The sequence below is a fragment of the Microbacterium sp. genome (genome assembly GCF_039812165.1).
In the GTDB taxonomy this organism is placed as follows: domain Bacteria; phylum Actinomycetota; class Actinomycetes; order Actinomycetales; family Microbacteriaceae; genus Microbacterium.
The window spans coordinates 21213-46271 of the sequence record NZ_JBDIAB010000006.1 but is presented as its reverse complement, the minus strand read 5'-3'; the positions used below and the strand labels follow the sequence as shown (position 1 = coordinate 46271).

At 71.9% G+C, this 25059-nt stretch carries 17 protein-coding genes; 9 read left to right on the top strand and 8 right to left on the bottom strand.

The window, feature by feature from the left end; all coding sequences use genetic code 11:
• Nucleotides 1-36: 36 nt before the first annotated feature.
• Together WML84_RS01485 and WML84_RS01480 are read right to left on the bottom strand one after the other, a co-directional pair.
• Nucleotides 37-750 carry an SDR family oxidoreductase gene (locus WML84_RS01485; protein ID WP_347344388.1) on the bottom strand — a complete coding sequence of 238 codons (714 nt, stop codon included), beginning with the start codon at nt 748-750 and terminating at the stop codon, nt 37-39.
• Entirely contained in the window at nt 747-2744 is a 1998-nt protein-coding gene (locus WML84_RS01480; RefSeq protein ID WP_347344387.1) for an FAD/NAD(P)-binding protein, read from the bottom strand. The genes WML84_RS01485 and WML84_RS01480 overlap by 4 nt, the downstream gene beginning before the upstream one ends.
• Nucleotides 2745-2811: 67 nt before the next feature.
• Between WML84_RS01480 and coaE the strand changes: the two genes are divergently transcribed.
• A complete protein-coding gene (coaE, locus tag WML84_RS01475) occupies nt 2812-3438 on the top strand; it encodes a dephospho-CoA kinase (protein WP_347344386.1) in 627 nt (208 codons plus the stop codon).
• Here coaE and WML84_RS01470 read toward each other — a convergent pair.
• The 3 genes from WML84_RS01470 to WML84_RS01460 all read right to left on the bottom strand — a co-directional run bounded on the left by WML84_RS01470 (nt 3407) and on the right by WML84_RS01460 (nt 7038).
• Nucleotides 3407-4774 carry an MATE family efflux transporter gene (locus WML84_RS01470; protein WP_347344385.1) on the bottom strand — a complete coding sequence of 456 codons (1368 nt, stop codon included), beginning with the start codon at nt 4772-4774 and terminating at the stop codon, nt 3407-3409. The genes coaE and WML84_RS01470 overlap by 32 nt on opposite strands.
• Nucleotides 4771-5769, bottom strand: a complete 999-nt coding sequence (locus WML84_RS01465) for a phosphotransferase (protein WP_347344384.1) — start codon at nt 5767-5769, stop codon at nt 4771-4773. Before WML84_RS01465 ends, WML84_RS01470 begins: the two co-directional genes overlap by 4 nt.
• Nucleotides 5770-5844: 75 nt before the next feature.
• Nucleotides 5845-7038 (bottom strand): MFS transporter, encoded by a 1194-nt coding sequence (locus WML84_RS01460; protein WP_347344383.1) that lies wholly within the window; start codon nt 7036-7038, stop codon nt 5845-5847.
• Nucleotides 7039-7098: 60 nt separating this feature from the next.
• Here WML84_RS01460 and WML84_RS01455 point away from each other — a divergent pair, with 60 nt between their 5' ends.
• Both WML84_RS01455 and WML84_RS01450 read left to right on the top strand, forming a co-directional pair.
• Nucleotides 7099-7704: a sugar O-acetyltransferase gene (locus WML84_RS01455; protein ID WP_347344382.1), complete on the top strand. Its 606-nt coding sequence runs from the start codon at nt 7099-7101 to the stop codon at nt 7702-7704.
• A complete protein-coding gene (locus tag WML84_RS01450; RefSeq protein WP_347344381.1) occupies nt 7685-8263 on the top strand; it encodes a TetR family transcriptional regulator in 579 nt (192 codons plus the stop codon). The genes WML84_RS01455 and WML84_RS01450 overlap by 20 nt, the downstream gene beginning before the upstream one ends.
• A gap of 425 nt (nt 8264-8688) precedes the next feature.
• Here the strand turns inward: WML84_RS01450 and WML84_RS01445 are convergent, their stop codons facing one another.
• Both WML84_RS01445 and WML84_RS01440 read right to left on the bottom strand, forming a co-directional pair.
• Nucleotides 8689-12624 carry a hypothetical protein gene (locus tag WML84_RS01445; protein ID WP_347344380.1) on the bottom strand — a complete coding sequence of 1312 codons (3936 nt, stop codon included), beginning with the start codon at nt 12622-12624 and terminating at the stop codon, nt 8689-8691.
• Between the two features lies 1 nt (nt 12625).
• Complete coding sequence (locus tag WML84_RS01440) at nt 12626-15325, bottom strand: hypothetical protein (RefSeq protein ID WP_347344379.1); 2700 nt, start codon at nt 15323-15325, stop codon at nt 12626-12628.
• Between the two features lie 121 nt (nt 15326-15446).
• Between WML84_RS01440 and WML84_RS01435 the strand changes: the two genes are divergently transcribed.
• The 4 genes from WML84_RS01435 (at nt 15447) to WML84_RS01420 (ending at nt 21409) form a co-directional block, all read left to right on the top strand.
• Nucleotides 15447-16709, top strand: a complete 1263-nt coding sequence (locus WML84_RS01435; RefSeq protein WP_347344378.1) for a hypothetical protein — start codon at nt 15447-15449, stop codon at nt 16707-16709.
• Nucleotides 16710-16754: 45 nt separating this feature from the next.
• Nucleotides 16755-18833 carry an excinuclease ABC subunit UvrB gene (gene uvrB, locus WML84_RS01430; protein ID WP_347344377.1) on the top strand — a complete coding sequence of 693 codons (2079 nt, stop codon included), beginning with the start codon at nt 16755-16757 and terminating at the stop codon, nt 18831-18833.
• A gap of 291 nt (nt 18834-19124) precedes the next feature.
• Nucleotides 19125-19568: a MarR family transcriptional regulator gene (locus WML84_RS01425; protein ID WP_347344376.1), complete on the top strand. Its 444-nt coding sequence runs from the start codon at nt 19125-19127 to the stop codon at nt 19566-19568.
• Between the two features lie 389 nt (nt 19569-19957).
• Nucleotides 19958-21409: a UDP-N-acetylmuramoyl-L-alanyl-D-glutamate--2,6-diaminopimelate ligase gene (locus tag WML84_RS01420; RefSeq protein WP_347344375.1), complete on the top strand. Its 1452-nt coding sequence runs from the start codon at nt 19958-19960 to the stop codon at nt 21407-21409.
• Here the strand turns inward: WML84_RS01420 and WML84_RS01415 are convergent.
• Nucleotides 21393-21629 (bottom strand): hypothetical protein, encoded by a 237-nt coding sequence (locus WML84_RS01415; protein ID WP_347344374.1) that lies wholly within the window; start codon nt 21627-21629, stop codon nt 21393-21395. The two genes, WML84_RS01420 and WML84_RS01415, sit on opposite strands and share 17 nt — an antisense overlap.
• A 39-nt stretch (nt 21630-21668) precedes the next feature.
• Between WML84_RS01415 and WML84_RS01410 the strand changes: the two genes are divergently transcribed.
• Entirely contained in the window at nt 21669-22151 is a 483-nt protein-coding gene (locus tag WML84_RS01410) for a MarR family transcriptional regulator (RefSeq protein ID WP_347344373.1), read from the top strand.
• 3 nt (nt 22152-22154) lie between these two features.
• The gene (gene uvrA / locus WML84_RS01405; RefSeq protein ID WP_347344372.1) at nt 22155-25058 is read left to right on the top strand and encodes an excinuclease ABC subunit UvrA; all 2904 of its coding nucleotides are present in this window, start codon (nt 22155-22157) and stop codon (nt 25056-25058) included.
• Nucleotide 25059 lies beyond the last annotated feature (1 nt).

The following is a 25059-nucleotide window of genomic DNA, read 5'->3' as shown; positions in this document are numbered from 1 at the left end:
GCCCGCCACGCCGGTGCCGTCCGGGCTGCGACACGGCTACAGGCGCGCGATCTCCTGCCGCGGCCGCACCGCGATGTCGGTGAGCTGCGTGTCGGGCGGCGCGTCCACGACGAAGCGCACGACGGATGCCACGGTGCCCGGCGCGATGTACCGCTCGGGCTGGTAGACGCCGCCGGCCTGCGCGATGCCGCCGCGGAGCATCGCGGTGTCGGTCTGGCCCGGTGCGATCGTGACGACGCGCACGCGATGCGGCTCTTCGTCGATGCGCAGGACGTCCGCGAGGCCGCGGAGGGCGTGCTTGGAAGCCGTGTACACCGCGCTCCCGGGCACCGGGCGGGTGCCGGCTCCCGAGCCGATGAACACGACGGTCCCGGAGGCGGCGCGCAGGAGCGGGAGCACGAGCCGCGTGAGCGTCGCCGGCGCCACGACGTTGACCGCGAGCTGGCCGAGCCAGTCCTCCTCGGTGGCATCCGCCACGGAGTGCGCGCCGCCCGTCGCCGCTGCGTGCACGAGCACGTCGAGCCGCGCGAGCGCGGCGGTGCGCGCGGCCAGGGCGGCCGCATCGGTCACGTCGACCTGCCACGGCTCGGCGCCGAGCGCCGCGAGTGCGTCGAGCGCGTCGGTGTCGCGCCCCACGGCCACGACGCGATGGGTGCGGAGGAGGTCGCGGACGATCTCGCCGCCCATCCCGCCGGTGGCGCCGGTCACGAGGGCGACGGGGCGGTCGACGGCCGAGCGGTCTTCGGTCATGGTGTGGTCCTCTCGGCGCCGGCGAGGCGCCCGCGCGCGTTCTCGGCGATCCGCAGGGCGCTGCGGGCGACCCGGTCGGTCTCGCGCAGCATCGTGGGATCGGTCCTGGGCATCGGGCTGATGATCGTGTCGTGCATGACCTCGTCGACCGGGATGCCGGCGACGTGGACGGCCTCGTCGAGCGCGCCGTCCGGGTGCACGAGCAGGCCGGTGGCCGGGTCGATGTCGAAGCCGCCGGTGGGCGCCGGCTCCCCGGCGCGGCTCGGCACGGTGAAGGCTCGTGAGCGTCCGGCGGCCAGCAGCGACTCGGTGAGCGGGTCGGCGCTGGCGGAGACGTCGTGGAAATGCATCCACGCGTCGACGAGCACGCGCGCCTCGATCTCGGAGCCGTGCACCGCCGGCGAGGAGGCGCGGAACACCCCGCCGGATGCCGTGACCTCGGCGCGCGGGCCGATGAAGTGCACGAGCCCGGCGCGGGCGAGCGCCAGGAGCTGCCGGTTGCGGAACGCGGGCGGACCCGACCCGAACATGCCGCCGACGGAATGCAGCGCGCGGAAGCCCTGCGCGCGCGACTCGGCGTCGAACCCGCCGAACGATCCCACGGCGCTCGCCGCCTGCCGTGCCGAGCTGATCGACCACAGTCCCGCTTTGAGCGCGCTGTCGCGGCCGCGGTCCGCTTCGGCGAGGTCGTCCGTTACGAAGCCGATCACCCAGTGGTCGAACGCGGCGGGCGAGTCGAACGTGCGCTGCACGGGCCGCACGGCGCCCTCGAGGTCGAACCGGTCGGCCGGGTCGGGCACGAAGGGCGCGGTCGCGGCCGTCAGCGCGTCGATCGTGCCGTCGGCGGCGGCGATCGCGGCGTGGAGGTCGTCGATGCTCCCCGAGACGGCTTCCGGGCGCACGCGGTGGAGCGTGTCGTGATAGTCCGCGAACGCGTCCTTGAGGATGAGCGGCCACATGCGGGCGTCGAAGTCGATGGGGCGCGGCATCGCATCCCAGTCCACGCCGCGCACGTGCCGTTGCGGCGCGCGCGGCGGCAGCGACCCGTACAGGGTCTTGGCGCGGTACGGCACGCCGCGGGGCGACGTGACGTGCAGCACCGGCTCACGACCGGACGGCTCGTAGCGCAGCCCGCCGGGCTCGTCCGGGTCGTCGTGGAAGCGTCCGCCGCGCCCGACGCTCAGGAGCGCCATCACGTCGAAGAAGCCCATGCCGAGCCCGCGCACGATCGCGGTGGCGCCGTCGGGGATCGCGTCGACATCCTGGTCGACCGGCGAGGCGGGCCGCACCCAGACCAGTCCGGGGTGCGCCTCCACGGCGGCGCGGAGCCCGCGCTCCTCGACGGTCTCGGCGCGCGGCATCCAGCCGGCCGCGACGACGATCGCGTCGGCGACGATCTCGGCGCCGTCGTCGAGCGTCACGACCTGGCGGCCGTCGCGTGCCGCGATCGCGGTGGCGCGCGCGACGTGCTCGACCACCTCGACCTCGGCCGGCATCCGCTCGAGGGCCCGGGCGTAGCACCAGCGGAGGTACTCGCCGTACAGCGACCGGCTCGGGTGCGACTGCGGCACCATGGCCGCGAGCTCCTCGCGGTAGTCCGCCGCGAGATCGGGCCGCACCGGTGTGCCGTCGAAGGCGGTCACGTGCTCGGGCGGGATGACGGCGACGGCGGGGTCGGATGCCGGTGACCGCCGTGCGCGGTCGCGGACCAGCAGGCACCACTCGTACAGCGTCGGGCCGGGGACGACCGGGCCCGCCATCGTGCCCGACGAGTCGGTGAAGAGCGTGACCGCGTCGGCGAGCGTGTTCATGCACAGCTCGCGCGACTGGTCGGTGCGCCAGATCCGCCCCGCGCCGGGCTCGGTGTCGTCGATCACATGGATCCGCAGGCGGCCCGGCGGCTCCGGCAGGTTGGCGCCGATCCGCTCCAGGAGCGACACGCCACGCGGACCCGCGCCGACGAGCACGATGACAGGGGGAGGGACGACAGGCATCCCTCCGTTTATACGCCAGTTCTCGGGCGCCCGACGCCGGCGCAGCCGGACGTGGCATCCTCGTAGCATGCCGCTCATCGCCCTGACCGGAGGGATCGCGTCCGGGAAGTCGACGATCGCCGCGCGCCTGGCCGGGCACGGCGCGATCGTGGTCGACGCCGACGCGCTCGTCCGCGAGGTGCAGCGGCCGGGCTCGCCCGTGCTCGCGGCGATCGCCGCGGAGTTCGGCGCGTCGACGATCCGCCCGGACGGCGAGCTGGACCGCCCCGCGCTCGGTGCGCTCGTGTTCGGCGACCCCGACGCGGTCGCGCGGCTCAACGGCATCGTCCACCCGGCGGTGCGCGCGGAGTCGGCGCGCCGGTTCGCCGCGGCGTTCGACGCGGACCCCGACGCGGTCGTCGTGTACGACGTGCCGCTCCTCGTCGAGGCGCGCGTGGACGACCCGTGGGATCTCGTCGTCGTGGCGCACGCCCCGGCGGACGTGCGCCGTCAGCGGCTCGTCGCGCTGCGCGGGCTGAGCGAGGCGGACGCCGCGGCCCGCATCTCGTCGCAGGTGTCGGACGACGCGCGGCTCGCCGTCGCCGACGTCGTGATCGACACTGCCGGCACCGTCGAGGAGACCCTCCGTCAGGTGGACGGGCTGTGGGCAGACCTGCCCGCGCTCATCCTGGCGCGGGCTTCCCGCGATCGTTGACGTCGGCGCGTGAGCGAGCGCGGCGCAGCACGATCCACGCCGCCGCCGCGGACAGCACCTCGCCCGCGGGCAGCGCGATCCAGATGCCCAGCGGTCCGAGCATCCCGAGCAGCAGCACGAGGGGGAGACGCAGGCCGACGAGCGTGCCGATCGAGATCGCATACGACGGCGCCGGCCGGCCGAGGGCCTGGAAGCAGGCCGAGACCAGGGGCGGGACGCCCGCGAAGACGAAGCCTGCGGCGACGATCCGCAACGCGTCGGCGGCGTGCTCGATCGCCCGCGGTTCGCTGAGGAACAGCGTCGCGATCGGGTGCGCGCCGAGTGCGACCACAGTGGCGGCGACGGCTCCGTAGCCGACGGTGGCACGCAGGGCGAGGGTGCGCGTGCGCGCCACGCGGTCGGTCCGCCCCAGCCCGGCGTTGTAGCTCACGAGGGGCTGCACGCCCTGCGTGATGCCGATCTGCGGCATGGCCGCGAAGGTCTGCACGCGGGCGCACACGGCGTAGGCGGCGAGCACCGCGGCGCCGGCGACCGCGAGCGACGCGTTGACGACGATCGCCAGCAGGGTCGCGCCGAAGCCGGCGAGGAACGACGGCGCGCCGATGGCGAGCATCGCCCGGATCGTGGGGCCGTGCGGACGCAGCTGCGCGAGACCGACCCGGTACGGCCGCTGCCGCTGCACGAAGAAGAACCACACGGCCATCCCGGCCGAGACCGCCTGTCCGCCGACGGTGCCGAGCCCCGCACCGATCACGCCGAGGTCGAACACGAAGATCAGCAACGGGTCGAGGGCGATCTGCACGAGCACGGGCACCGCCCACAGCAGGGTCGAGAACAGCATGCGGCCCTCGGCGCGGACCAGCGCCGAGAACCCGGTCGCGAAGACCGCGCCGCCGATGATGACGGCCGCATACGGCCGCGCGTAGGGGAGCGTCTCGTCGGTCGCGCCCACGAGCCGCAGCAGGGGCTCGAGCAGGACCAGGCCCAGCACCGTGACGGCGAGCGCCGTCGTCCAGAACACGACGAACGCGTTGCCGGCCGCGCGCGCGGCGTCGCCGGGACGGCGGGCGCCGAGGCTTCGTGAGACGAGGGACGCGCCGCCGACGCCCACCGTCGTGGACACCGCGCCGAGAAGCAGCAGCAGCGGCGCGACCAGGTTCACCGCCGCCAGCGCCGTGCCGCCCACGCCGTGTGCGACGAACCACGCATTGGTGAGCGCGTAGACGCCGTAGACGCCGACGGAGAGGGTCGTCTGCGAGCACGTCCACCACAGCAGCCGTCCGACCGGACGCGTGCCGAGGTCCTCCGCACGGTCGCGCCGGATGCGCGTGCTCACGCCGTCGACGGGCGCGCGTGGCCGAGCGCGGCCATGACGGCATCCAGCTCCCGGCGCCCGAGGTCGTAGATCTCGGTGTCGGTGTGCCCGCGGTACTTCGTCTCCACGACCATGATGAGCGCGAGGTACAGCGAGTACAGGCGCCGCCGCGTGCGCTGCGCGGGAGTGAGCGCGGTGAGCCCGAAGCCGGCCATGAAGTCCGACGGGTCGCCGAAGAACGGCATGTCGAGCCCGGTGAGGCCGGCCTCCATGAGCGGATCGCCGTAGACGGCGCGCTCGTGGTCGAGGATCGCGACGATGCGCCCGTCGCGGATCATCGAGTTCTTGGCCCACAGATCGACCTCGACGAGTCGCGGCACGGTCACCTCGTCGAGGGTCTGCGCGTTCTCGACGATCACGGCGCGGATCTCGTCGTGGCCCCACCCGATGTCGATCCCGACCCGGTCGCCGTCGCGGAGCGTGTCGTCGATCATCGTCGTGAACGCCTCCCGCCACGTGGGCGACCCGGCTCCGAGCAGTGGACCGAAGTGCGGGCCAACCACCGAGTTGATCTCGCGGTTCAGCGCACCCAGTTCGCGGTTTCCGGCGGACACCACCTCGTCGGGCAGGCGGCCGGCCGCGGCGGCGAGACCGAAGTTGTCGGCATCCACGAACTCCATGAAGAACAGGTCCGCGTCGACGATCTCGTGAGACAGATCGGCGTGGTCCACCCGCGGCACGGGCACCGAGGTGCGCGTCGACACGAGGCGCATCGCCTCGAGCTCCACGCGCATCATGCCGACCTCGCGGGTGAGCACGTCGACGCCGGCGGGCGGTGCGATCTTCAGCACGACCCTGCGCCCGTCGCGCAGCCGGATGCGGTACGCGACGTTGAACCACCCCTCCGTCATCTCGTGCGCGAAGTCGCCGTCGGGCACCTGGTCGGCGCCGTAGGCCCGCTCGACGAGCGCGCGCAGGACCTCCCGAGGCTGCCTGTTCTTCGTGATGCTCTCCATCACCGTTCCTTTCCTGTGCCCGTCGAGGGGCGGATGCCGGATCGCGGTGCGCCGTCCGTGCGGCGTGCGACGGGTTCAGCGGGGCTGGAGCACCTTGCGCGGAGAGGCCACCTGACCGGCCAGCAGCACGCCCGCCGCGCAGAACAGCAACGGGACGACGAGGGCGAGATCGAGACCGGTGTACTGGGCGATCCAGCCGATGACGGCGGGGCCGGCGAGCAGCCCGAGGTAGCCGGCGCCGACGACGCGGGCCATGACCGCGCCCTGCTTGGCCGCCCCGAGGTTGCCCGCGGCGGTGAAGATCTGCGGCACGATGCCGGACAGACCGAGCCCGAAGACGACCCAGCCGAGAAGCGTGAGCGGGTAGACGGGCGCCGCCACGACCACGGCCATGCCGGCGGCGGCGATGATCGATCCGTAGCGGACGACGTGCACCGCGCCGAGCCGGTGCGAGATCGGGTCGGCGACGAAGCGGCCCGCCGTCATCGCGACCGCGAAGGCGCCGTACGCGAGGGCCGCCGCCGACTCGGTGGCCCCGACGTGCTCGACCGCGTGCAGCGCGGACCAGTCGGTGGCGGTGCCCTCTGCGAGCATGATCAGGAACGCCAGCGCCGCCAGCGTCGCGATGCGTCCGGTGAGGGCGCGCAGCGGCATCCCGCCGCCGTCGCTCGACGCGTCCTCCGTGACGGGGGCGGGGAGGGCGTCGCCCGGCTTCACGAGCGCCGATCCGCACAGCGCCGTCACGACCACGCCGACGACGCCGGCCAGGGCGAGCGCCCAGTGCACCGTGAGGTGGGCGCTCTGCAGGAGCGCGCCGACGACCGCTCCGACGGCGCCGCCGATCGAGAACATCGCGTGGAAGGCCGACATGATCGGCTTGTCGTAGCCGCGCTCAGTCAGCACGGCCTGGTCGTTCATCGCGACGTCGATGCCGCCGAAGCCCAGGCCGAACACGAACAGCGCCGCGCCGAGCTGCCAGGCCTCGGTCGCGAGGCCCGGCAGGTTGATGCCGACGGACATGAAGAGCGCGGTCGCGATCGTGGCGCGGCGACTGCCGACGCGGTCCGCGAGCCAGCCGGTGGCCTGCATGCCGAAGAACGACCCGAGGCCGAGGAAGAGGAGGAGCGTGCCGAGCGTCGAGTGCGAGAGCCCCAGCGACGACTGCACGGCCGGGATGTACACGACCCACAGCGCCAGCGCGAGGCCGGCGATGAAGAAGAAGCCGAACACGGCGACGCGGGCGCGCCGCAGGGACGAGGAGAGAGGCATGGGTACGATCGTACACAAAATATGTACGTTCGTACACACCTGCTGGTAGTGTTCTGATCCATGACCGACCACTTCGCGGGCGACCCCCGCACGAACCGCGAGCGGATGCTCGCCGGCGACCTCTACATCGCGGACGACCCCGAGAGCGGCCGCCTCGCGCAGCGCGCCGTCCGGCTGGCCGACGCCTACCATCGTGCCGCCGTCGAGGACGAGGCGGCGGCCCGGCCGCTGCTCGAGGAGCTGATCGGCGACCTGGGTCAGGACGCCTTCGTCAAGCCGCCGCTGTTCGTCGACTACGGCGAGCACATCTCGATCGGCGCCCGCACGTTCGTCAACTACAACCTCACGGCGCTCGACGTCGCCCCGATCACGATCGGCGAGGACTGCCTGCTCGGCCCCAACGTCCAGCTGCTCACGCCGACCCATCCGATCGACCCGCGGCCCCGCCGCGACAAGCTCGAGGCGGCGAGGCCGATCACGATCGGCGACAACGTGTGGCTCGGCGGCGGCGTCATCGTGTGCCCGGGCGTCACGATCGGCGACAACAGCGTCGTCGGCGCGGGATCGGTGGTCACGAGGGACATCCCCGCGAACGTCGTCGCGGTGGGCAACCCCGCCCGCGTCCTCCGCGAGATCGGCGAGCAGGATGCCGTCCGCGCGCGGTGACGCCGCGGGGTCGCGCCGCGGACGGCGGAACGACCCCGACCGGCGCGACCGCATCATCGACGCGTGCCTCGACGTCATCGCCGACGTCGGCGTAGCCGGGGCCTCGCACCGCAAGGTCGCCGAGGCCGCGGGCGTGCCGCTGGGTTCGATGACCTACCACTTCAGCGGGATGGACGAGCTGCTGCGCGAGGCGTTCGGCCGCTTCGCGACGAGCGTCAGCGACCGGTTCGTGCGGCGGATGGATGCCGTGGCCGACGCCCCGGCCGCTCGCCGAGCCGTCGTCGACCTCATCCTCGAGGACGTCCTCGGCGATCGGCGCGACCTCGTCCTCACCCACGAGCTGTACACGCTGGCCGCGCGGAACGACGACTTCCGGAGCATCACGGCGGCGTGGATGGCGCGCAGCCGCGCCGCCCTGGAGCGTCACTTCGACCCCGAGACGGCACGCATGCTGGACGCCCTCATCGAGGGGCTCACGATCCATCGGGCGCTCGACGACCGGTCGCGCGACGCCGACGAGGTCGTCCGCGCGGTCGACCGCGTGGCCGGCGGCGCCTGAGGGCGGTTCGCCCCGGCATCCGCTCGTCGGCGACGGTCGACACACCAGGGAGACCGCCGCGACATCGTCCGTTCATGCGGCGGAGCTACCGTGGCCCCACGAGACGAGCACCGAAGGCGAGGGGCTGCCATGTCGAGGCGCTGCACACCCCAGCATCCGCAGGACGTCGAGCCGGAGTGGGACGACTTCGCCACCGGCGACTTCGAGTCGGGGGAGGACGCCGACCTCTGAACCCGGCCCCGATGTCGGAGTTCGTCGTCGCGATGATCGAGGAAGGCGATGCCGTGCTCAGCCCGCTGGGTGGCCGCATGCGCTGGGGGCGTCTGACTTCGGCGCCGCGCAGAACGGCGACATCCAGCACGTCGATCTCGGCTACCACGCGGCGTATCCATGAGGGGCTCCGAGACGGCGGGAGAGGGCGAGCGTCAGAAGTCGACGTCCTCCGGCACGGGGGGTCGGATCCGCCCGGTGATCGGGAACTGTTCCATGAGCACGGGGCGCCCGGGAAATCCTCCCGGCTCGGACGAGTCGTCGACGGACGCGGCGGCGTCCCACTCCACGACGACGATGCGGTGGGATGTCGCCGCATCGTCGGCGTCGGGGTACAGCGTCGTCCGCCAGAGCGTCGTCCCGTCCAGCCGGTCTTCGATGCGGTTGATGCGCCACGCGGTGTAGGTGCGCCAGGCGATGAGCTCGTCGGCCGCCGGCGCCACGAGCTCCTGCGCGTAGGCGAAGACCGTCGTCGAGTCCGGAGACACGTAGTGGTCGTGGTGCCATGCCGCGCCGGGGGCGGTCGAGGCGCGACGGCGAGCGACCGGTGGCGTGGGTCCCGTGATCCCGAGCGTGAAACCGCCCGGAGACGGGACGAGCGTCAGGCGCCGGTCCGCGAGCAGGGGGATCGGATCGAGGCGCGTCGGGACGGAGCAGCGATCGAGCCCCGCGCCGGTCATCGTGTGCGGCTGGTCGCGAGCGACGACGAGGCTCGCCATCGCGTCGGTCGACCCTGTCCAGGTGACTCGCACGTCGAAGAACCACTCGCCGACGGACTCGTCCCAGCTGATGGGACGGGGGCGCATCAGGACGTCGCTCGCGGGGTCCCATCCCGCCCGCAGGAGGTCGTCGACGGACTCGGGCGGACAGTGCGCGATCCACTCCTCGGCCGGTCCGAACACCTCCGGTGACAGGGGAGGGCTGGGAAACGGGTCGTCGCGGACGCGCCCAGGGTCGAGTCCGACCCGGCTGAAGCGGAAGGGCGCATCGGGCAGGGGGTCGTCGATCGCCGCGCGTGCGGACAGTGCGAGTACGACCGCCTGCTCGCCCGGACCGCTGAGGAACCACTCCGTGCCGACGTGCACGCGGATCCAGCCGCCCTCGCGCTCGATCACGTCGCCGAACCGGCGTCGCACGATGAGCGGGAGAACCCGGGTCGGCGCGATCGGGACGGGCCTCGCGGCGCTGCGCATCGTGAGCGTGTACGGCTCGCCATCGATCGCGAGTCGCGGCACCGCGCCGGGCTCCGCGACGGCGAAGGCGCGCGGGAAGAAGTCGGGGTGACGGCTCGTGTAGCGCGAGGTCAGGGTGAGCGTCACGGCCTTCGCGTGGCCGGGGTCGACGACCGCGGCATCCTCGAGCCACACCTCGGTGTCGGGCGCCTCGGCGCTCGCGGGGTAGGGGACGAGCATCGCGGCGCCCAGGCGAGACGTGCGCGGCATCTCGACCGGCACGACGACGGGGTTCCCGTCGTCGTCGGATCCCGTCGGGGCCTGCCGATCGGAGGAGAGGTCGGCCCAGGATGCCGTGACCTCGACGGATCCCGTCGTCCACGGGTCGACGGGCCAGCCGCCCTCGATCGCGATCCGGCTCGCCCCGGCCTCTCGGAACCCGTTGACGCCGTCTGCGCCGTAGGGCGGCGGAGTCGGACGCTGAGTCGCGTGCACGAGGCGGAGCTCGACGGAAGGGGTGATCATCGGATGCATGCCCTGCGAGAGAAGGTCCTGCGCCGCGACCCGCTCGGCGTCGGGCAGCGAGCCCCACATTGCCGGAAGGGCGAGGTGCTCGGTGCTCGACAGGGTGCTCGCGAGGTGCACCGTCACGTCGTGTCCGGGCGCGAGGAACACTGTGATCGACCCCTGCGTCGCGTCGTGCTCGGGCGGCCGCTCCTCGCCTGCCGCAACGGCGACCAGGCGTAGCTCGATGGCTCGCGGTGCTCCGTCGTCATCGTGCGACCACTCGATGACGAACGGCTCGAGGGCTCCGGGCAGGCCCCACAGCGTGGCTCCGGCGCTGAGCGGATCGACGAGGTATCCGACGTCCCGCGAGGTCGGGTCGAGCGGCTCGTCGACGGAGGAGGCGCGGTCGTGGGCATCCTCGACGAGCGACGCGTCGTCGACGGCCGAGTCGAACACCCCGTGACGTTCGGCGAGCTCGACCGTCGTGCGCGGCGGGAACAGCCGCCGCACGCACAGCTCCGGCTCGGCTCCGAAGTCGGTCACGTCGTCATCCAGCCCGCTGCGCACGGCGAGCACCGTCTCGCTCTCTCCCGTGCGGTCCGTCGTCGTCGGCGGCATGACGACGATCGGCGGTGCGAGCGGCTCGAAGCGGAGGAAGTCGACATCGTTGCTCTCGAGGCGCGCCGCCGCGTCATCGAGGCTCGACCCGCCGCCGGCGATGTCGACGACGCGGAGCCCGAGTCGATACCGGCGGCCGAAACGCAGTCGGGGGAGGCTGCGGGGTCTTGCCGTCACGTCAGCGGCGACTCCGCCGGGCCGCAGCGGCTCGTTCGACACACGGACCGCGGGCTCCGTGTCGGGCGCCGAGACGACCGCCTTCCCCGGGCGCTGAGCCGCGAGCGACCAGCCGTCCCACGTCGCGAGCGCATCGTCGACGACGCTCACCGCCGCGGGCTCGCTCGCCGTCCCCGGCACGGGGTGCACGATGGCCACCCTCACGGCGCTTTCGTCGTGCACGCCGGCCAGCAGTGGCGCGTCGTCGACACGGTAGTCGACGACGCGCTCGTGCAGCGACCGCCACCGGCCGGTCGTGTGGTCGAGAACATCGATGCGCGCGCCGTAGGCGACGTCCTCGGCGTGGAGTCGCAGGTCATCGTCCAGCCGTTGATCCGCATGACGGTTCGTCCTGTTCTGAGCCAGCCCGGCGAGATCGCACGTCGCGGCCTCCTCACGAACGAGCCGCAGGCCGGCCGTGCGCAGCGCGGGCAGCTCGTCGATGGATCTCGGCCGGCCGTCGGCGAGCTCCTCCTCCGCGAGTCTCAGCAGCGCGCGGACCGCGGCATCCGTGTCGACCGACTCGCACGCGATGCCGAGGGGCGCGAACGACGTCGCCGGGGTCGCTCGGGTGCGCGGCTGCATCGCGATCCGATCGCCCGTGCGCGTCATCGCCGACCAGGGCGTGCTCACCGTTGCATCGGGATGGTCGAGCCCGTCGACGACGACGCGAGCGCCGAACGGACCCTCGGGCACGTCGAGCACCGACACGCCTCGCAGCACCAGGCCGAGTCGGGCGAGCAGCGCGGGGTGATCGCCGAGCGCGGAGAGCGTGGCGTGGAACTCGTCGGATGCCGAGGCGTCGGCCGGCACGGCGTCCGGTGTCGCGGCATCCGTGCGCGCGTCCTCCGCCATCGCGTTCAGCACGTGAACCGTCGTCGCGGCGTTCGTCCACTCGGTGACCGGCGCCCGCGCCCCGAGATCGAACGTGTCGAACGCCGGAACGTCGAGCGCGTCATTGGCGAGGAACGACACCGCGTTGGCGGAGACGAACGACAGCAGGTCCTGCGGCCGATCCTGGGAGATGCCGCTCACGGCCGCGTACGGTCCCGGCAGCAGCGACCGCAGCAGCCCCCCGCGCCCTTCCGTTCGTGGTGGCTCGTCCCATCCTTCGCTCGATGGCTGATCGCCGAATGCGAGGGCGCCCGGGTCGACCTCCGTCGCGGACACGGGCGTCAGATCGGCTGCCGCGGCCGGGGGCGCGACCGATCCCGGCGCGCCGGCGAGCGAGTACACGGCGCGGATGTCGACGGCGATCGTGGTCGACGAGAACGTCGCCGTGCGGGCGCCGAGCGGGGATGCCGGAACGTGCGGCCGCACCGGTAGGTCGGACGGGATGAGGGTCGACCACGTCGGCGCGTCGGCATCCGGTGCGATCTGCAGTGGCGCCGCCGCTCCGTCGTCGCGCTCGATCGAGAAGCGGGCGGACGAGAGCAGTCCGGGCCAATCGGTCAGGGCGTCCCAGTCGGCGACGTGGCCGTCCTCCGTGCCGGCCGCCCGCAGCGAGACGAAGATGCGGAAGGAGGTCGGAGCGTCCCCCGGCAGCAGCACCAGTTCGATCGCCAGGGGGCGGCCCATGTCAGACCGTCGCCTCCTCGGCGAAGGCCGCGAGATACTCGCGCCAGTCGTCGATCTCGAAGCACTCGGCGAAGCCCGGGTCGGCCGCCGACCCGAAGATCTCGTGCGAGAACTCGAACGAGACGCTCTGGCTGAAGAAGAGCACCTCGATGCCGAGCGTCACCATGGCGCGACCGTAGAAGGAGGTCTTGCCGCCCTCCTTCCGGTAGCCGAGCGCGAGGACGAACTCCGCGTAGACCGTGACGATCCCGAGCACGCTCAGGTAGCCGGAGACGCGGAAGTAGACCTCGAAGGCGAGCGGTCCGTCGCGGACGGCGGACATGTGGATGCCGCCCATCGCGGTCACGGAGCCGCGCGCGACGAACACGTTGACGGCGAGGCTCCCGCCGAACTCGATGCCCAGCTCGAGCAGCTCGATCCCCTGCGGGTCCACTTCGAGGGCGAACCAGCCGCCCCCGCCGAACATCGAGACCGTGACCAGGAAGGGGCGCTTCCTGCTCGCGACCTCGAACCGGAACGACACCGGGCCGCCGAGGAACGGGATGCAGATCGCCGCGCTGACCCGCAGGTCGGTGAAGCGGAGCACCGCGACCTCGATGTCGGCCAGGGCCACGGCGAGGCGCACCGTCACGTCGGAGGTCGTCGGCACGATCTGAACGCCGCTGCCCGTGCCGAGTTCCGACAGCGAGTGCGCGAGGTCGGCGACGAACTCGAGCGCGCCGCCGAACTGCACGCTCGGCGTTCCGATCGACACGTCCGGGGCGCCGCCGTCGATCGAGGTGAAGGTGATCGACGAGAAGCCGACGGTCACGATGTCGGCGATCGTCAGGGCCAGGTCTGTGACCGTCCCATGGCTGCGGGAGGTCGCCCGCCCGCCGTCGCGCGGCCGGGTCAGTGTCGACTGCAGCGTGAGCTTCGAGGTCTTCTTGACGAGCACGCTGGGCACCCGCGATGCGACGAAGAGCCCTGCATCCAACTTCTCCCGCTCGTCCTCGTCCACCTCGACGCTCGGAGCGGGCTTCACGCGGGCCGTCAGCGTGTAGTCGATGACGTCGGCCCCGTCCTCGACGCGGTGCGTGAAGCCCGGCACGGTGACCTTGCCCGCGTCGTTCACGAACTCCGCGTCGCCGAGGAGGTCCACCAGCTCGATGGTCCCGAACAGCTTGGGGAGTCCGGCCCCGCCTTTGAGCCCCGCGAGGATCTCGTCGGTCGTCGGCGTGAGGCTGCCCGCGACCTCCTTCGCCACAGCGCCCAGCTTCGTGGTAAGGACATCCACCGCCTGCCGCGGAACGCCGAGCCCGCCCGCCATGCGGGCCGGCAACTCGGGTCTGAGCGGCTCTGCGAGGTCGAGCACGGCGCCCGCCGGGTTCGCGGCGCCGAGCCCCGACTTCTGGAACGCGGTCGTGAACGTCGCCTCGACGAGCTGGCGCGCGCCCACGAGCGCCGCAACAGACTCGACCTCGACGCGCAGCCTGTCGACATAGGGGATGATCGGCGCCGACCCGGCCCCGCGGGCGAAGGCGAAGTGAAGCGCCGACACCTCGAACCGTGCGGCGTCGGCGTCCGCTTCGGCGGCGTGCACGACGACCGGCTGCGCGGCCATCGACACATCGATGCCGGCTCTGGACATCTCGGCGGTCGCGGCGGGGGGCAACGTCGCCGGGATGAACCAGGTCGCGAGGGAGAAGGCGACGGGGTCTCCGCCGCGGTCGAGTGCCGTGAAGTACAGCATGAGCGGCGCGCCGTGCGCCGTCAGGGGGCTCACCGCGTCGGATCGGAAGGATGCCATGTCGAACGCGTACGTCGTCGCGGCCGTCGTGAGGCGCGCGAACGGCATGCTCCGGCGCGCGTCGTGGTCGGCGCCGAATCCGGCGTCGACGTCGACGTCGCGATCGAGCACGACGAGGTGCGCTGTCGGGCACAGGACGGCGACGGGCAGCCGGGCGTCGTTGCGTGCGGTGCGCACGGTCCGTTCCTCGATGCGACGCTCCGTGGTCTGCACGACCATCGCTCGGTGTCCCGTGGCGAGGTGGCCGGTGGTGACCGCACGTGCCGCGATGTCTCGCCCGAGCACGGACGTGCCGTCGAACTCGTCGCCAGTGTCCGTCGCGCCCCACAGCCGTGCCGTTGCCCCGATCGGGGTGAGGAGGATGCTCGTGGGCGTGAGGGTGGCGATCGCCGCCGGGACGTTGACCACGCCACCGTCAGTCGAGACGATCGGCCGGCGCTCGACGATCGCCATCGGCCCGGGCCCCTGTGCCTCGGCGTGCCATAGCGCGGTGCGGCTTGGCTCGGCACCCGGCGCGGCGGGCACTCGCCAGCCCTGCACGTCTCCGGTGGCCACGATGTCGGCGCGAGGAGCCCATCTCAGTGCCGTGCCCGGGGCGACAGCCGTCCAGAGATCCGGGGGCCCGCTCTGCGTCGCCCCCGCGAGCGTCGCGTTGATGATCGTCGCAGCTCCGCCGATGAGCGGAAGGGGCACGCGCAGGTCGGTGCCCTCCGGGGCGGGCTCCGCGTAGTGCTGGGGAGGGATCGTCCACCTCACGCGTGTCGGGCCCGCGACCTGCGGGCTCGCGATCGGGGGCTCGGTGCCGAGGTCGTCGCCGACGATCGGAAGAGCATCGTCGGGCGATGGTGCGATGACCTCGACGATCGCCGCGAAACCGTCCGCCACTCGGAAGGCGAGGTTCCTGGGGTCCATGACGAACCTCCCGGTGCGAGCCCAAGGCGGAGTGAGGCGGGGCCCCAGGGTACCGGAAGTCGGAGGAGAGGGATACCCTACCGCCTACCAGGACGCAGCGGGACGCACTCGACGGAGGTTCATGGTCCTGCAGAGCTACCTCACGAGCCCGGATTGGCGACTCGCCGACCCGGTGCCGGGTGCGCCGCGGCCCGAGTCGCTCGACGTGGTCGCCGTCGACCCCGACTCGGGGGCCTCGATCGACCCGGCGAGCCCCGCCGACGCGATCCGGGCTCTGCAGCGAGCGCTGTACGTGCTCGGGTGGGCGACCGAGCGGTTCCATGAGGCCGATCGGACGGCCTTCGTGACAGGTACCTGGTCGGTCGCGACGGTCGATGCGATTGCGAGGTACCAGACCGCGCACGCGATCACGTGCCCGCCGTACGAGCACGGCGCGTCGGGCCCACGGTACGCGGACTCGTGGACTCTGCGCTGGCTCGAGGCGCACCTCCGGATGCTCGACGGCATTCGGCCGGTCTTCCGGGTGCCGGGCGTGGACGACGAGGAGCTCATCTTCCGGCCGTTCGCCGACTCCGACGCCGACCGTCCTGCGGCGCGGGCTCTTCGCGGAACGCGCGGGGCCGTCTGCGGTGGGATCGTCGCCCTCGACCAGACCCAGTGGGAGGGGGAGATGTCTCTCGAGGTGCTGGCCGTCCACGGCCCCGAGGTCGGTCGTCATCTGATCTTCGGACGTTTTCTCGATGCCTGGTGGGCGCACGGGGGAGCGGTGGGGCTCGGATTCCCGTTGGAGGACTCGCCGTACTTTCCTGGTGTGCAGCGCTTCGAGCGCGGCTGGCTCGAGGGCGACCACCGGGAGGTTCATCTCGGCGAGGATGATCCGCCGCCGCCGAGCATCCGTCAGCCGCTCGGGTTCAAGCGACGGGACCTAAGCCGGCCGTTCGAGCTGCCTGAGGAACTGCCATTGATCTTCCTCACAGACGAAGAGGAACTGGCGTGGCTCCTCCACTGGAATCCGCTCACCGATGGCGATCCTGAGGCGGGGAAGGGGATCGACTGGCGCGACGGCGTGGACGAGGCCGTGCGCGCGATCATCGATCAGAATCCGCTGATCGACGGAGACCCCGCGAGCGGGGTGCTCGTGGACGAGGGAGCGGCGGAGATCGTCGAGGTCGTGACGGGCGTGGTCGTGGACGAAGCGGTCGTGGATGTCGTTGATGGCGGCGATGCGGAGATCGTCGAGGTCGTCACGGATGCCGCAGTGACGGATGCCGTGGCGGTGGACACGCTCGCGACCGACGGCGTCGTCGTGGATGCCGCCGCCGTGGCCGACGAGATCGTGGCCCCGGCAGTGGACGTCGCGATGGAGCTGCCGATGGACCAGTAGCCGCTCGGCCGCCCCGATGTCGGAGGGCCGTCCTACCCTTGAGGGATGCAGACCACGCGATCCGTGCGGCCGTTCGAGGTCGTGAGCGAGTACGTCCCCAGCGGCGACCAGCCGCAGGCGATCGCGGAGCTCGCCGCGCGCATCAACGCGGGCGAGACCGACGTCGTGCTGCTGGGTGCGACGGGCACCGGCAAGTCCGCGACGACCGCGTGGCTCGTCGAGCAGGTGCAGCGGCCGACCCTCGTGCTCGCGCACAACAAGACGCTCGCCGCGCAGCTGGCGAACGAGTTCCGCGAGCTCCTGCCGCACAACGCCGTCGAGTACTTCGTCAGCTACTACGACTACTACCAGCCCGAGGCGTACGTGCCGCAGACCGACACCTTCATCGAGAAGGACTCGTCGATCAACGCCGAGGTCGAGCGCCTGCGCCACTCCACGACGAACTCGCTGCTCAGCCGCCGCGACGTCGTCGTCGTCTCGACGGTGTCGTGCATCTACGGCCTCGGCGCGCCCGAGGAGTACCTGCGCGCGATGGTGGCGCTGCAGGTCGGCGAGCGATACGACCGCGACGCCCTCATCCGCAAGTTCATCGCGATGCAGTACAACCGCAACGACGTGGACTTCTCGCGCGGCAACTTCCGCGTGCGCGGCGACACGATCGAGATCATCCCCGTGTACGAGGAGTACGCGGTGCGCATCGAGCTCTTCGGCGACGAGATCGAGGCGCTGTACATGCTGCATCCGCTCACCGGCGAGATCGTCAAGCGGCTCGACAGCGTGCCGATCTTCCCGGCATCCCACTACGTCGCCGGCACCGACACCGTGCAGCGCGCGATCGGCACGATCGAGACCGAGCTGGCCGGGCGGCTCGCCGAGCTCGAGGGGCAGGGCAAGCTGCTCGAGGCGCAGCGCCTGCGCATGCGCACGACGTTCGACCTCGAGATGCTGCAGCAGCTCGGCTTCTGCTCGGGCATCGAGAACTACTCACGTCACCTCGACGGGCGATCGGCGGGCGAGCCGCCGCACACGCTGCTCGACTTCTTCCCCGACGACTTCCTGCTCGTGATCGACGAGTCGCACGTGACCGTGCCGCAGGTGGGGGCGATGTACGAGGGGGATGCCTCGCGCAAGCGCACCCTCGTCGAGCACGGCTTCCGCCTGCCCAGCGCGCTCGACAACCGCCCGCTGCGCTTCGACGAGTTCAAGACGCGCATCGGGCAGACCGTCTACCTGTCGGCGACGCCCGGGCGCTACGAGATGGGCATCGCCGACGGCGTCGTGGAGCAGATCATCCGCCCCACCGGCCTCGTCGACCCGCACATCGTCGTGAAGCCCTCGAAGGGTCAGATCGACGACCTCCTGGAGGAGATCCGCGTCCGCGTCGGGCGCGACGAGCGCGTGCTCGTGACGACGCTCACCAAGCGCATGGCCGAGGAGCTCACCGACTTCCTCGGCGAGCACGGCGTGCGCGTGCGGTACCTGCACTCCGACGTCGACACGCTCCGCCGCGTCGAGCTGCTCACCGAGCTGCGCCAGGGCGTCTACGACGTGCTCGTGGGCATCAACCTGCTGCGCGAGGGCCTCGACCTTCCCGAGGTGTCGCTCGTCGCGATCCTGGATGCCGACAAGGAGGGGTTCCTGCGCTCCGGCACGTCCCTCATCCAGACGATCGGCCGCGCGGCGCGCAACGTGTCGGGCGAGGTGCACATGTACGCCGACAACATGACCGACTCCATGAGGTCGGCCATCGAGGAGACCGACCGGCGGCGTGACAAGCAGCTCGCCTACAACGCCGAGCACGGCATCGATCCGCAGCCGCTGCGCAAGAAGATCGCCGACATCACCGACGCGCTCGCGCGCGAGGCGTCCGACACCGACCGGATGATGCGCGGGAAGTCCTCGTCGAAGACGAAGTCGGGCCGGGGCAAGAGCCCGACGCCGCAGTTGCGCGAGGGGATCGCCGTCGAGGGCGCCATGCAGCTGGAGGCGACGATCGAAGACCTCACCGGACAGATGCTCGCCGCCGCGGGCGAGCTGAAGTTCGAGCTGGCCGCGCGCCTCCGCGACGAGGTGCAGGATCTCAAGAAGGAGCTGCGCGCCATGGAGCGCGCCGGCCACGCGTAGGCGGGCGGTCGTCGACGGGACAAAGACAAGTGGCTTGACGAAACAGACGGCCGGTGATTCGATGGTCGTCACGCGCTCGACCACTCGTGGAGACGAGATCTCGTTCTGTGCTGGGGCACGCATGTACCGGTCGGCGCTACCGTGGCGCTGCGGGACTGGCAGGTCGGACCGATCTGCCAGTCGGCGCGCGGTGTCCACGAGACTCGGCCCCGTCGCACCCACGGGCTATGCTCGGGACCGGCCACGTCCGTCGCCCGTCGATGACGCGGGCTGCAGGAAAGGACTGTCGCGATGACCTTTCCGCGGCGCGCCATGCATCCGCTCGGGGCACTGCTCGGCCAGGTGCAGGCGCGCTTCCACGAGGACTGCGAGGCGCGGATGGCCGCCGCGGGCTTCGGCGACCTCTCCCTCGCGCACGGAGTGAACGTCATGCGGCACCTCCAGCCCGGCGTGCCGCGGCGGATCTCCGAGGTCGTGCGCCTCTCGACCGTCACGAAACAGGCCATCAGCCAGCAGGTCGCCTATCTCGTCGAGCGGGGATACGTGGCCGTGACCCCCGACGAGCGGGATCGCCGCGCGAAGTGCGTGTCGCTGACCGCGCGCGGCGAGGCCGCCCAGGCCACGACGAGGAGGATCTTCGGCGAGGTCGAGAGCGACTGGCGGGACCGATACGGAGCGGATCGCATGCGTGAGCTGTTCGCGACGCTCGAGGCCATCGTGACGCACCCGGAGTGAGTCGAGCCGGCGCCTCCGGGTGAGGATGCCGCTCGGCTCGGCGCCGAAGCCGGTGCTCACCGAACGCGATGGCGGGTGCGTCGGCTGCGTCACTCCACCCGGCCGGGGCATCGCCCACGGTCGGCCGGCCGACCCACCGCCGCGTGAATTGTCTGCCCCGTCGATTCGAAGTAGCCTCGACTCGCAATGCACTGGTCTGTCTACCAGGGGATGTCGGCGGCGATCGAGCACTGAGCGCAGGTAGGCGCGACGGCGGGGAGCGCGACGGCACGACCGCGACCGCAGTGCGCGGCAGATGCATACCGCAAGAGATCGAGGAACCGCGCATGGCGACCGTCCGGCCCTTGGGCAATCGACCGGCTCGACCGCCGCATCGCACCCTCGCCGAGGTGGCCGCGAACGTCGCCGACGCCCGGTCCGCGGGCGCCGCCGAGATCACCGGCATCGCGCTGAACACCAAGGCCGTCGTCCCCGGCGACCTGTTCGTCGCCGCCCCGGGGGCGACCACCCACGGCGCCCGCTTCGTCGGAGAGGCGCTCGCCGCCGGCGCCGCCGCCGTCCTCACCGACCCGGCCGGTGCGGCGCTCCTGCCCGACGGCGTGCCGCATGTCGTCGTCCCCGATCCGCGCGCGACGCTCGGCCGGCTCTCCGCGTGGCTCTACGACAACCCCGCCCAGGCCGTCAAGACGATCGGGATCACCGGCACGCAGGGCAAGACCTCGACGACGTTCATCGTCGAGGCGGCCGTCGGCGCCGCGCACTGCGGCGTGATCGGCTCGATGGGCACGCGCATCGGCGGCATGCCGGTCGCCTCCACGCTCACCACGCCGGAGGCCCCGCAGCTGCACGCCCTCCTCGCCGTCATGCGCGAGCAGGGGATCGAGGTCGCCACCGCCGAGGTGTCGAGCCACTCGATCCCGCTCGGCCGGGTCGACGGCATCCGCTTCGACGTCGGCGTGTTCCTCAACATCGGCCACGACCACCGCGACTTCCACGGCAACCAGGCGAACTACGTCGCCGCCAAGCGCGAGCTGCTCACCCGCGCGTACTCGCGGCGCGCCCTCGTCAACATCGACTCCTCGACCGGGCGCCGGCTCAGCGCCGATCCCGACGTCGCCCCGGCCACGTTCTCGATCGAGGGGCGGACGGCCGACTGGTCCGCCGAGGACATCGAGCTGGATGCCGCCGGCTCCGCCTTCACGGTGCGCGCACCGGACGGGCGGCGCGAACGCTTCCGCACGAGGCTCCACGGCGCCTTCAACGTGAGCAACACGTTGGCCGCGATCGCCGCGCTGGGGGAGGTGGGCTACCCGATGGCCGACCTCGTCCCGGGGCTCGCCGCGTTCGAGGGCATCGAGGGCCGCGTGCAGTTCTTCCCCGTCGACGCGGACTTCCGGGTCGTGCTCGACGCCGGTCACAAGCCCGAGGCGATCAACGCGCTGCTGCGCGCGCTCCGGCCGACGACGCCGGGACGCATCATCACGGTCATCGGGTCGAACGGCAATCGCGACGCCCACAAGCGCCCCCTGATGGGGCGGTTCGCGGCGACGGCGTCGGACGTCGTCATCGTCACCGACGACAACCCGGCCACCGAGGACCCGGCGATCATCCGCCGTGCCGTGCTCGCGGGCACGCGCTCGACCGCCGCCGAGGTGCACGAGGTCGCCGGCCGCGCCGAGGCGATCCACCTCGCGGTGCGGCTCGCCCGGGCCGGCGACACCCTGGCCATCGTCGGCAAGGGCGACGAGCGGCACCAGATCATGGCGCACGGCATCGTGCCGCACAGCGACCCGGACGAGGTCGAGTGGGCGCTGCGCAACCAGGTCAGGGGCAGCGCATGAGCGGCTTCGGCCCGGTGCGGTCGAACGCGTGCCCCGACATCGGCTGACGGCACAGCGGGCACGGGCGCTCCGCGACGACGGGCTCCGGTCCGGTCTCGTACGGTCCGACCGCGGCCGGTCCCGCCATGCGGATGAGGCGCATGTTGAGATACGCGTACCAGCCGCCGGCCGCGTGGACGCGCTCGCGCAGGGGAGGCCGCTCCGATTCGTTTCGCTCCATAACCGTTAGTGTACTAAACGATGCAGGTAGACTGAGCACGTGGACCCTCGCGACGACATCCTCCGGCTGGAGAACCAGCTGTGCTTCGCGATCGTCACCGCCGCTCGCAACATCGTCTCGATCTATCGGCCGGTGCTCGAGCCGCTCGGCCTGACGCACCCGCAGTACCTCGTGATGCTGGCGCTCTGGGAGCGCGCCCCGCGCTCGCTCGGCGAGCTGGCCGAGGAGCTCGCGATGGAGTCGGCGACCCTCTCGCCCCTCGTGAAGAGGCTGGAGGCGCAGGGCAGGGTGACCCGTTCGCGGCGCCCCTACGACGAGCGCGTGCTGGAGATCGCGCTGACCGACGAGGGGCGCGCGCTCCGCGCCGAGGCGGTCACGGTGCCCGAGCAGATCATGGAGCGCGTGGGGATCGACGTCGCTCAGCTGGTCGCCCTGCGCGACGGTCTGGCGCCGTTCTCGGGCCGGCGGGATTCGCCGCACGCGAACCCCGGAGCCCGTGTCGGAGGCCCCGCCTACACTTGACGGGTGCCCATCGTCCCCGTCGCCGCGTCCGTCCACAACGGCGGAGTGCTCAGCGTCCGCGGTGCCCGCGTCCACAATCTGAAGAACGTGGATCTCGACATCCCGCGCGACGCGCTCGTGGTGTTCACGGGCCTCTCCGGCTCCGGAAAGTCGAGTCTCGCGTTCGACACGATCTTCGCCGAGGGGCAGCGCCGCTACGTCGAGTCGCTGAGCGCGTACGCCCGTCAGTTCCTCGGCCAGGTCGACCGTCCCGACGTCGACTTCATCGAGGGTCTCAGCCCCGCGGTGAGCATCGACCAGAAGTCCACGAACCGCAACCCGCGCTCCACGGTCGGCACGATCACCGAGATCCACGACTACATGCGTCTGCTGTGGGCGCGCATCGGCGTGCCGCACTGCCCCGAGTGCGGGGCGCGGATCCAGCGGCAGACCGTGCAGCAGATCGCCGACCAGCTCATGGAGCTCCCCGAGCGCACGCGGTACCAGATCGTGGCCCCCGTCGTGACGCAGAAGAAGGGCGAGTTCGTCGACCTGTTCCGCGAGCTCTCGGCCAAGGGCTACGCGCGCGCCGTGGTCGACGGCGAGCTCGTCCAGCTGGCCGAGCCCCCCGTCCTGAAGAAGAGCTACAAGCACGACATCGCGGTCGTCGTCGACCGTCTCGTCGCGGACCCCGGCATCCTCGGCCGCGTCACCGACTCCGTCGAGACCGCGCTGGCCCTCGCCGGCGGCATCGTGCAGGTCAACTTCGTCGACGAAGAGGGGGATGCCGCGTGGCAGAGCTTCAGCGAGAAGCTCGCCTGCCCCAACGGCCACCCCCTGCAGCTCACCGAGATCGAGCCGCGCACGTTCTCGTTCAACGCGCCGTTCGGCGCCTGCCCGGCCTGCTCGGGCCTGGGCACGCGCATGTCGGTCGACATCGACCTCATGCTCTCCGACGACGAGCTGTCGATCCGCGAGGGCGTCATCATCCCGTGGACGACGCAGGGCAAGGGGCTCTACCAGTACTACGAGCGGCTGCTCGAGGGACTGGCCGACGACCTCGGCTTCTCGCTCGACACGCCGTGGCGCGAGCTGCCGTCGGCGGTGCGCGAGGCGGTGCTGCGCGGCGAGAACTACAAGGTCACGGTCCGCTGGCGGAACAAGTACGGCCGCGAGATGCGGTACGCGTCCGGCTTCGAGGGCGTCGTGCCCTACATCGAGCGGCAGTACCTGCAGGCCGAGTCCGACAGCCAGCGCCAGCGCTGGTCGGAGTACCTGCGCGAGGTGCCGTGCCCGGTGTGCGACGGGGCGCGGCTCAAGCCCGAGGTGCTCGCGGTGCTCGTGCACGGGCACTCCATCGCCGACGCCTCGCGTCTGAGCCTCGGCGACGCGCAGGAGTACTTCGCGAAGCTCGAGCTCACCGAGCGCGAGGCGAAGATCGCGGCGGCGGTCCTCCGCGAGATCCGCGCACGGCTCGACTTCCTCATCCAGGTGGGCCTGAGCTACCTGAGCCTGAGCCGCTCGGCGGGCTCGCTCTCCGGCGGCGAGGCGCAGCGCATCCGCCTCGCGACGCAGATCGGGTCGGGCCTCACCGGCGTCCTGTACGTGCTCGACGAGCCGTCGATCGGCCTGCACCAGCGCGACAACCGCCGGCTCATCGAGACGCTCCTGAAGCTCAAGAGCCTGGGCAACACGCTCATCGTCGTCGAGCACGACGAAGAGACGATCCACGCCGCCGACTGGATCGTCGACATCGGTCCGCGTGCGGGCGTCGACGGGGGAGGGGTCGTGCACTCCGGACCCCTGACCGCGCTCCTCAACGAGCCGGCCTCGCTCACCGGCGACTATCTCTCCGGGCGTCGCGCCATCGCCGTCCCCGCGAAGCGGCGGCCCATCGACCGCAAGCGGATGCTGTGCGTCGTCGGCGCGCGCGAGAACAACCTCAAGAACGTCACGGTCGAGTTCCCCCTGGGCGTGCTCACCGCGGTCACCGGCGTCTCGGGCTCGGGGAAGTCGTCGCTCGTGAACGGCATCCTCTACGAGGTGCTCGCCAGCCGTCTCAACGGCGCGCGGCGCGTGGCGGGCAAGCACACGCGCGTCACCGGCCTCGACAACCTCGACAAGGTCGTCCACGTCGACCAGGCGCCGATCGGCCGCACGCCGCGGTCCAACCCGGCGACCTACACGGGCGTGTTCGACCGCATCCGCACCCTCTTCAGCGAGACACCCGAGGCGAAGGCGCGCGGCTACCAGCCCGGGCGCTTCAGCTTCAACGTCAAGGGCGGCCGCTGCGAGGCGTGCTCGGGCGACGGCACGATCAAGATCGAGATGAACTTCCTCCCCGACGTGTACGTCGACTGCGAGGTGTGCCACGGCAAGCGGTACAACCGCGACACGCTGAGCGTGCACTACAAGGGCAAGAACATCGCCGAGGTGCTCGAGATGCCGATCTCCGAGGCCGCCGAGTTCTTCGAGCCGATCCAGGCGATCCACCGCTACCTCAGGACGCTCGTCGACGTCGGCCTCGGCTACGTGCGCCTCGGGCAGTCCGCCACGACGCTGTCCGGTGGCGAGGCGCAGCGCGTCAAGCTCGCCACCGAGCTGCAGCGCCGCTCCAACGGCCGGTCGATCTACGTCCTCGACGAGCCCACGACGGGTCTGCACTTCGAGGACGTCAGCCGGCTGCTCGAGGTGCTCGGCGGCCTCGTCGACAAGGGCAACACCGTGATCGTCATCGAGCACAACCTCGACGTCATCAAGTCGGCCGACTGGGTCGTCGACCTCGGCCCCGAGGGCGGCTCCGGCGGCGGCGAGATCGTCGCGACGGGCACCCCGGAGCAGGTCGCGCGCGTCGCGGGCAGCCACACCGGCGCCTTCCTCGCCGAGGTGCTCGACGCGCCGGCCGCGCCGGTGCGCAAGGCGGGGTAGC

What these genes read in the sequence shown, in the direction of transcription:
- WML84_RS01415 (WP_347344374.1), bottom strand. Translation starts at nt 21,629, where the DNA reads ATGGAGCGAAACGAATCGGAGCGGCCTCCCCTGCGCGAGCGCGTCCAC.
- WML84_RS01455 (WP_347344382.1), top strand. Translation starts at nt 7,099, where the DNA reads ATGACCGACCACTTCGCGGGCGACCCCCGCACGAACCGCGAGCGGATG.
- WML84_RS01480 (WP_347344387.1), bottom strand. Translation starts at nt 2,744, where the DNA reads ATGCCTGTCGTCCCTCCCCCTGTCATCGTGCTCGTCGGCGCGGGTCCG.
- WML84_RS01460 (WP_347344383.1), bottom strand. Translation starts at nt 7,038, where the DNA reads ATGCCTCTCTCCTCGTCCCTGCGGCGCGCCCGCGTCGCCGTGTTCGGC.
- WML84_RS01485 (WP_347344388.1), bottom strand. Translation starts at nt 750, where the DNA reads ATGACCGAAGACCGCTCGGCCGTCGACCGCCCCGTCGCCCTCGTGACC.
- WML84_RS01435 (WP_347344378.1), top strand. Translation starts at nt 15,447, where the DNA reads ATGGTCCTGCAGAGCTACCTCACGAGCCCGGATTGGCGACTCGCCGAC.
- WML84_RS01425 (WP_347344376.1), top strand. Translation starts at nt 19,125, where the DNA reads ATGACCTTTCCGCGGCGCGCCATGCATCCGCTCGGGGCACTGCTCGGC.
- WML84_RS01450 (WP_347344381.1), top strand. Translation starts at nt 7,685, where the DNA reads ATGCCGTCCGCGCGCGGTGACGCCGCGGGGTCGCGCCGCGGACGGCGG.
- coaE (WP_347344386.1), top strand. Translation starts at nt 2,812, where the DNA reads ATGCCGCTCATCGCCCTGACCGGAGGGATCGCGTCCGGGAAGTCGACG.
- WML84_RS01440 (WP_347344379.1), bottom strand. Translation starts at nt 15,325, where the DNA reads ATGGACCCCAGGAACCTCGCCTTCCGAGTGGCGGACGGTTTCGCGGCG.
- WML84_RS01445 (WP_347344380.1), bottom strand. Translation starts at nt 12,624, where the DNA reads ATGGGCCGCCCCCTGGCGATCGAACTGGTGCTGCTGCCGGGGGACGCT.
- WML84_RS01465 (WP_347344384.1), bottom strand. Translation starts at nt 5,769, where the DNA reads ATGGAGAGCATCACGAAGAACAGGCAGCCTCGGGAGGTCCTGCGCGCG.
- uvrB (WP_347344377.1), top strand. Translation starts at nt 16,755, where the DNA reads ATGCAGACCACGCGATCCGTGCGGCCGTTCGAGGTCGTGAGCGAGTAC.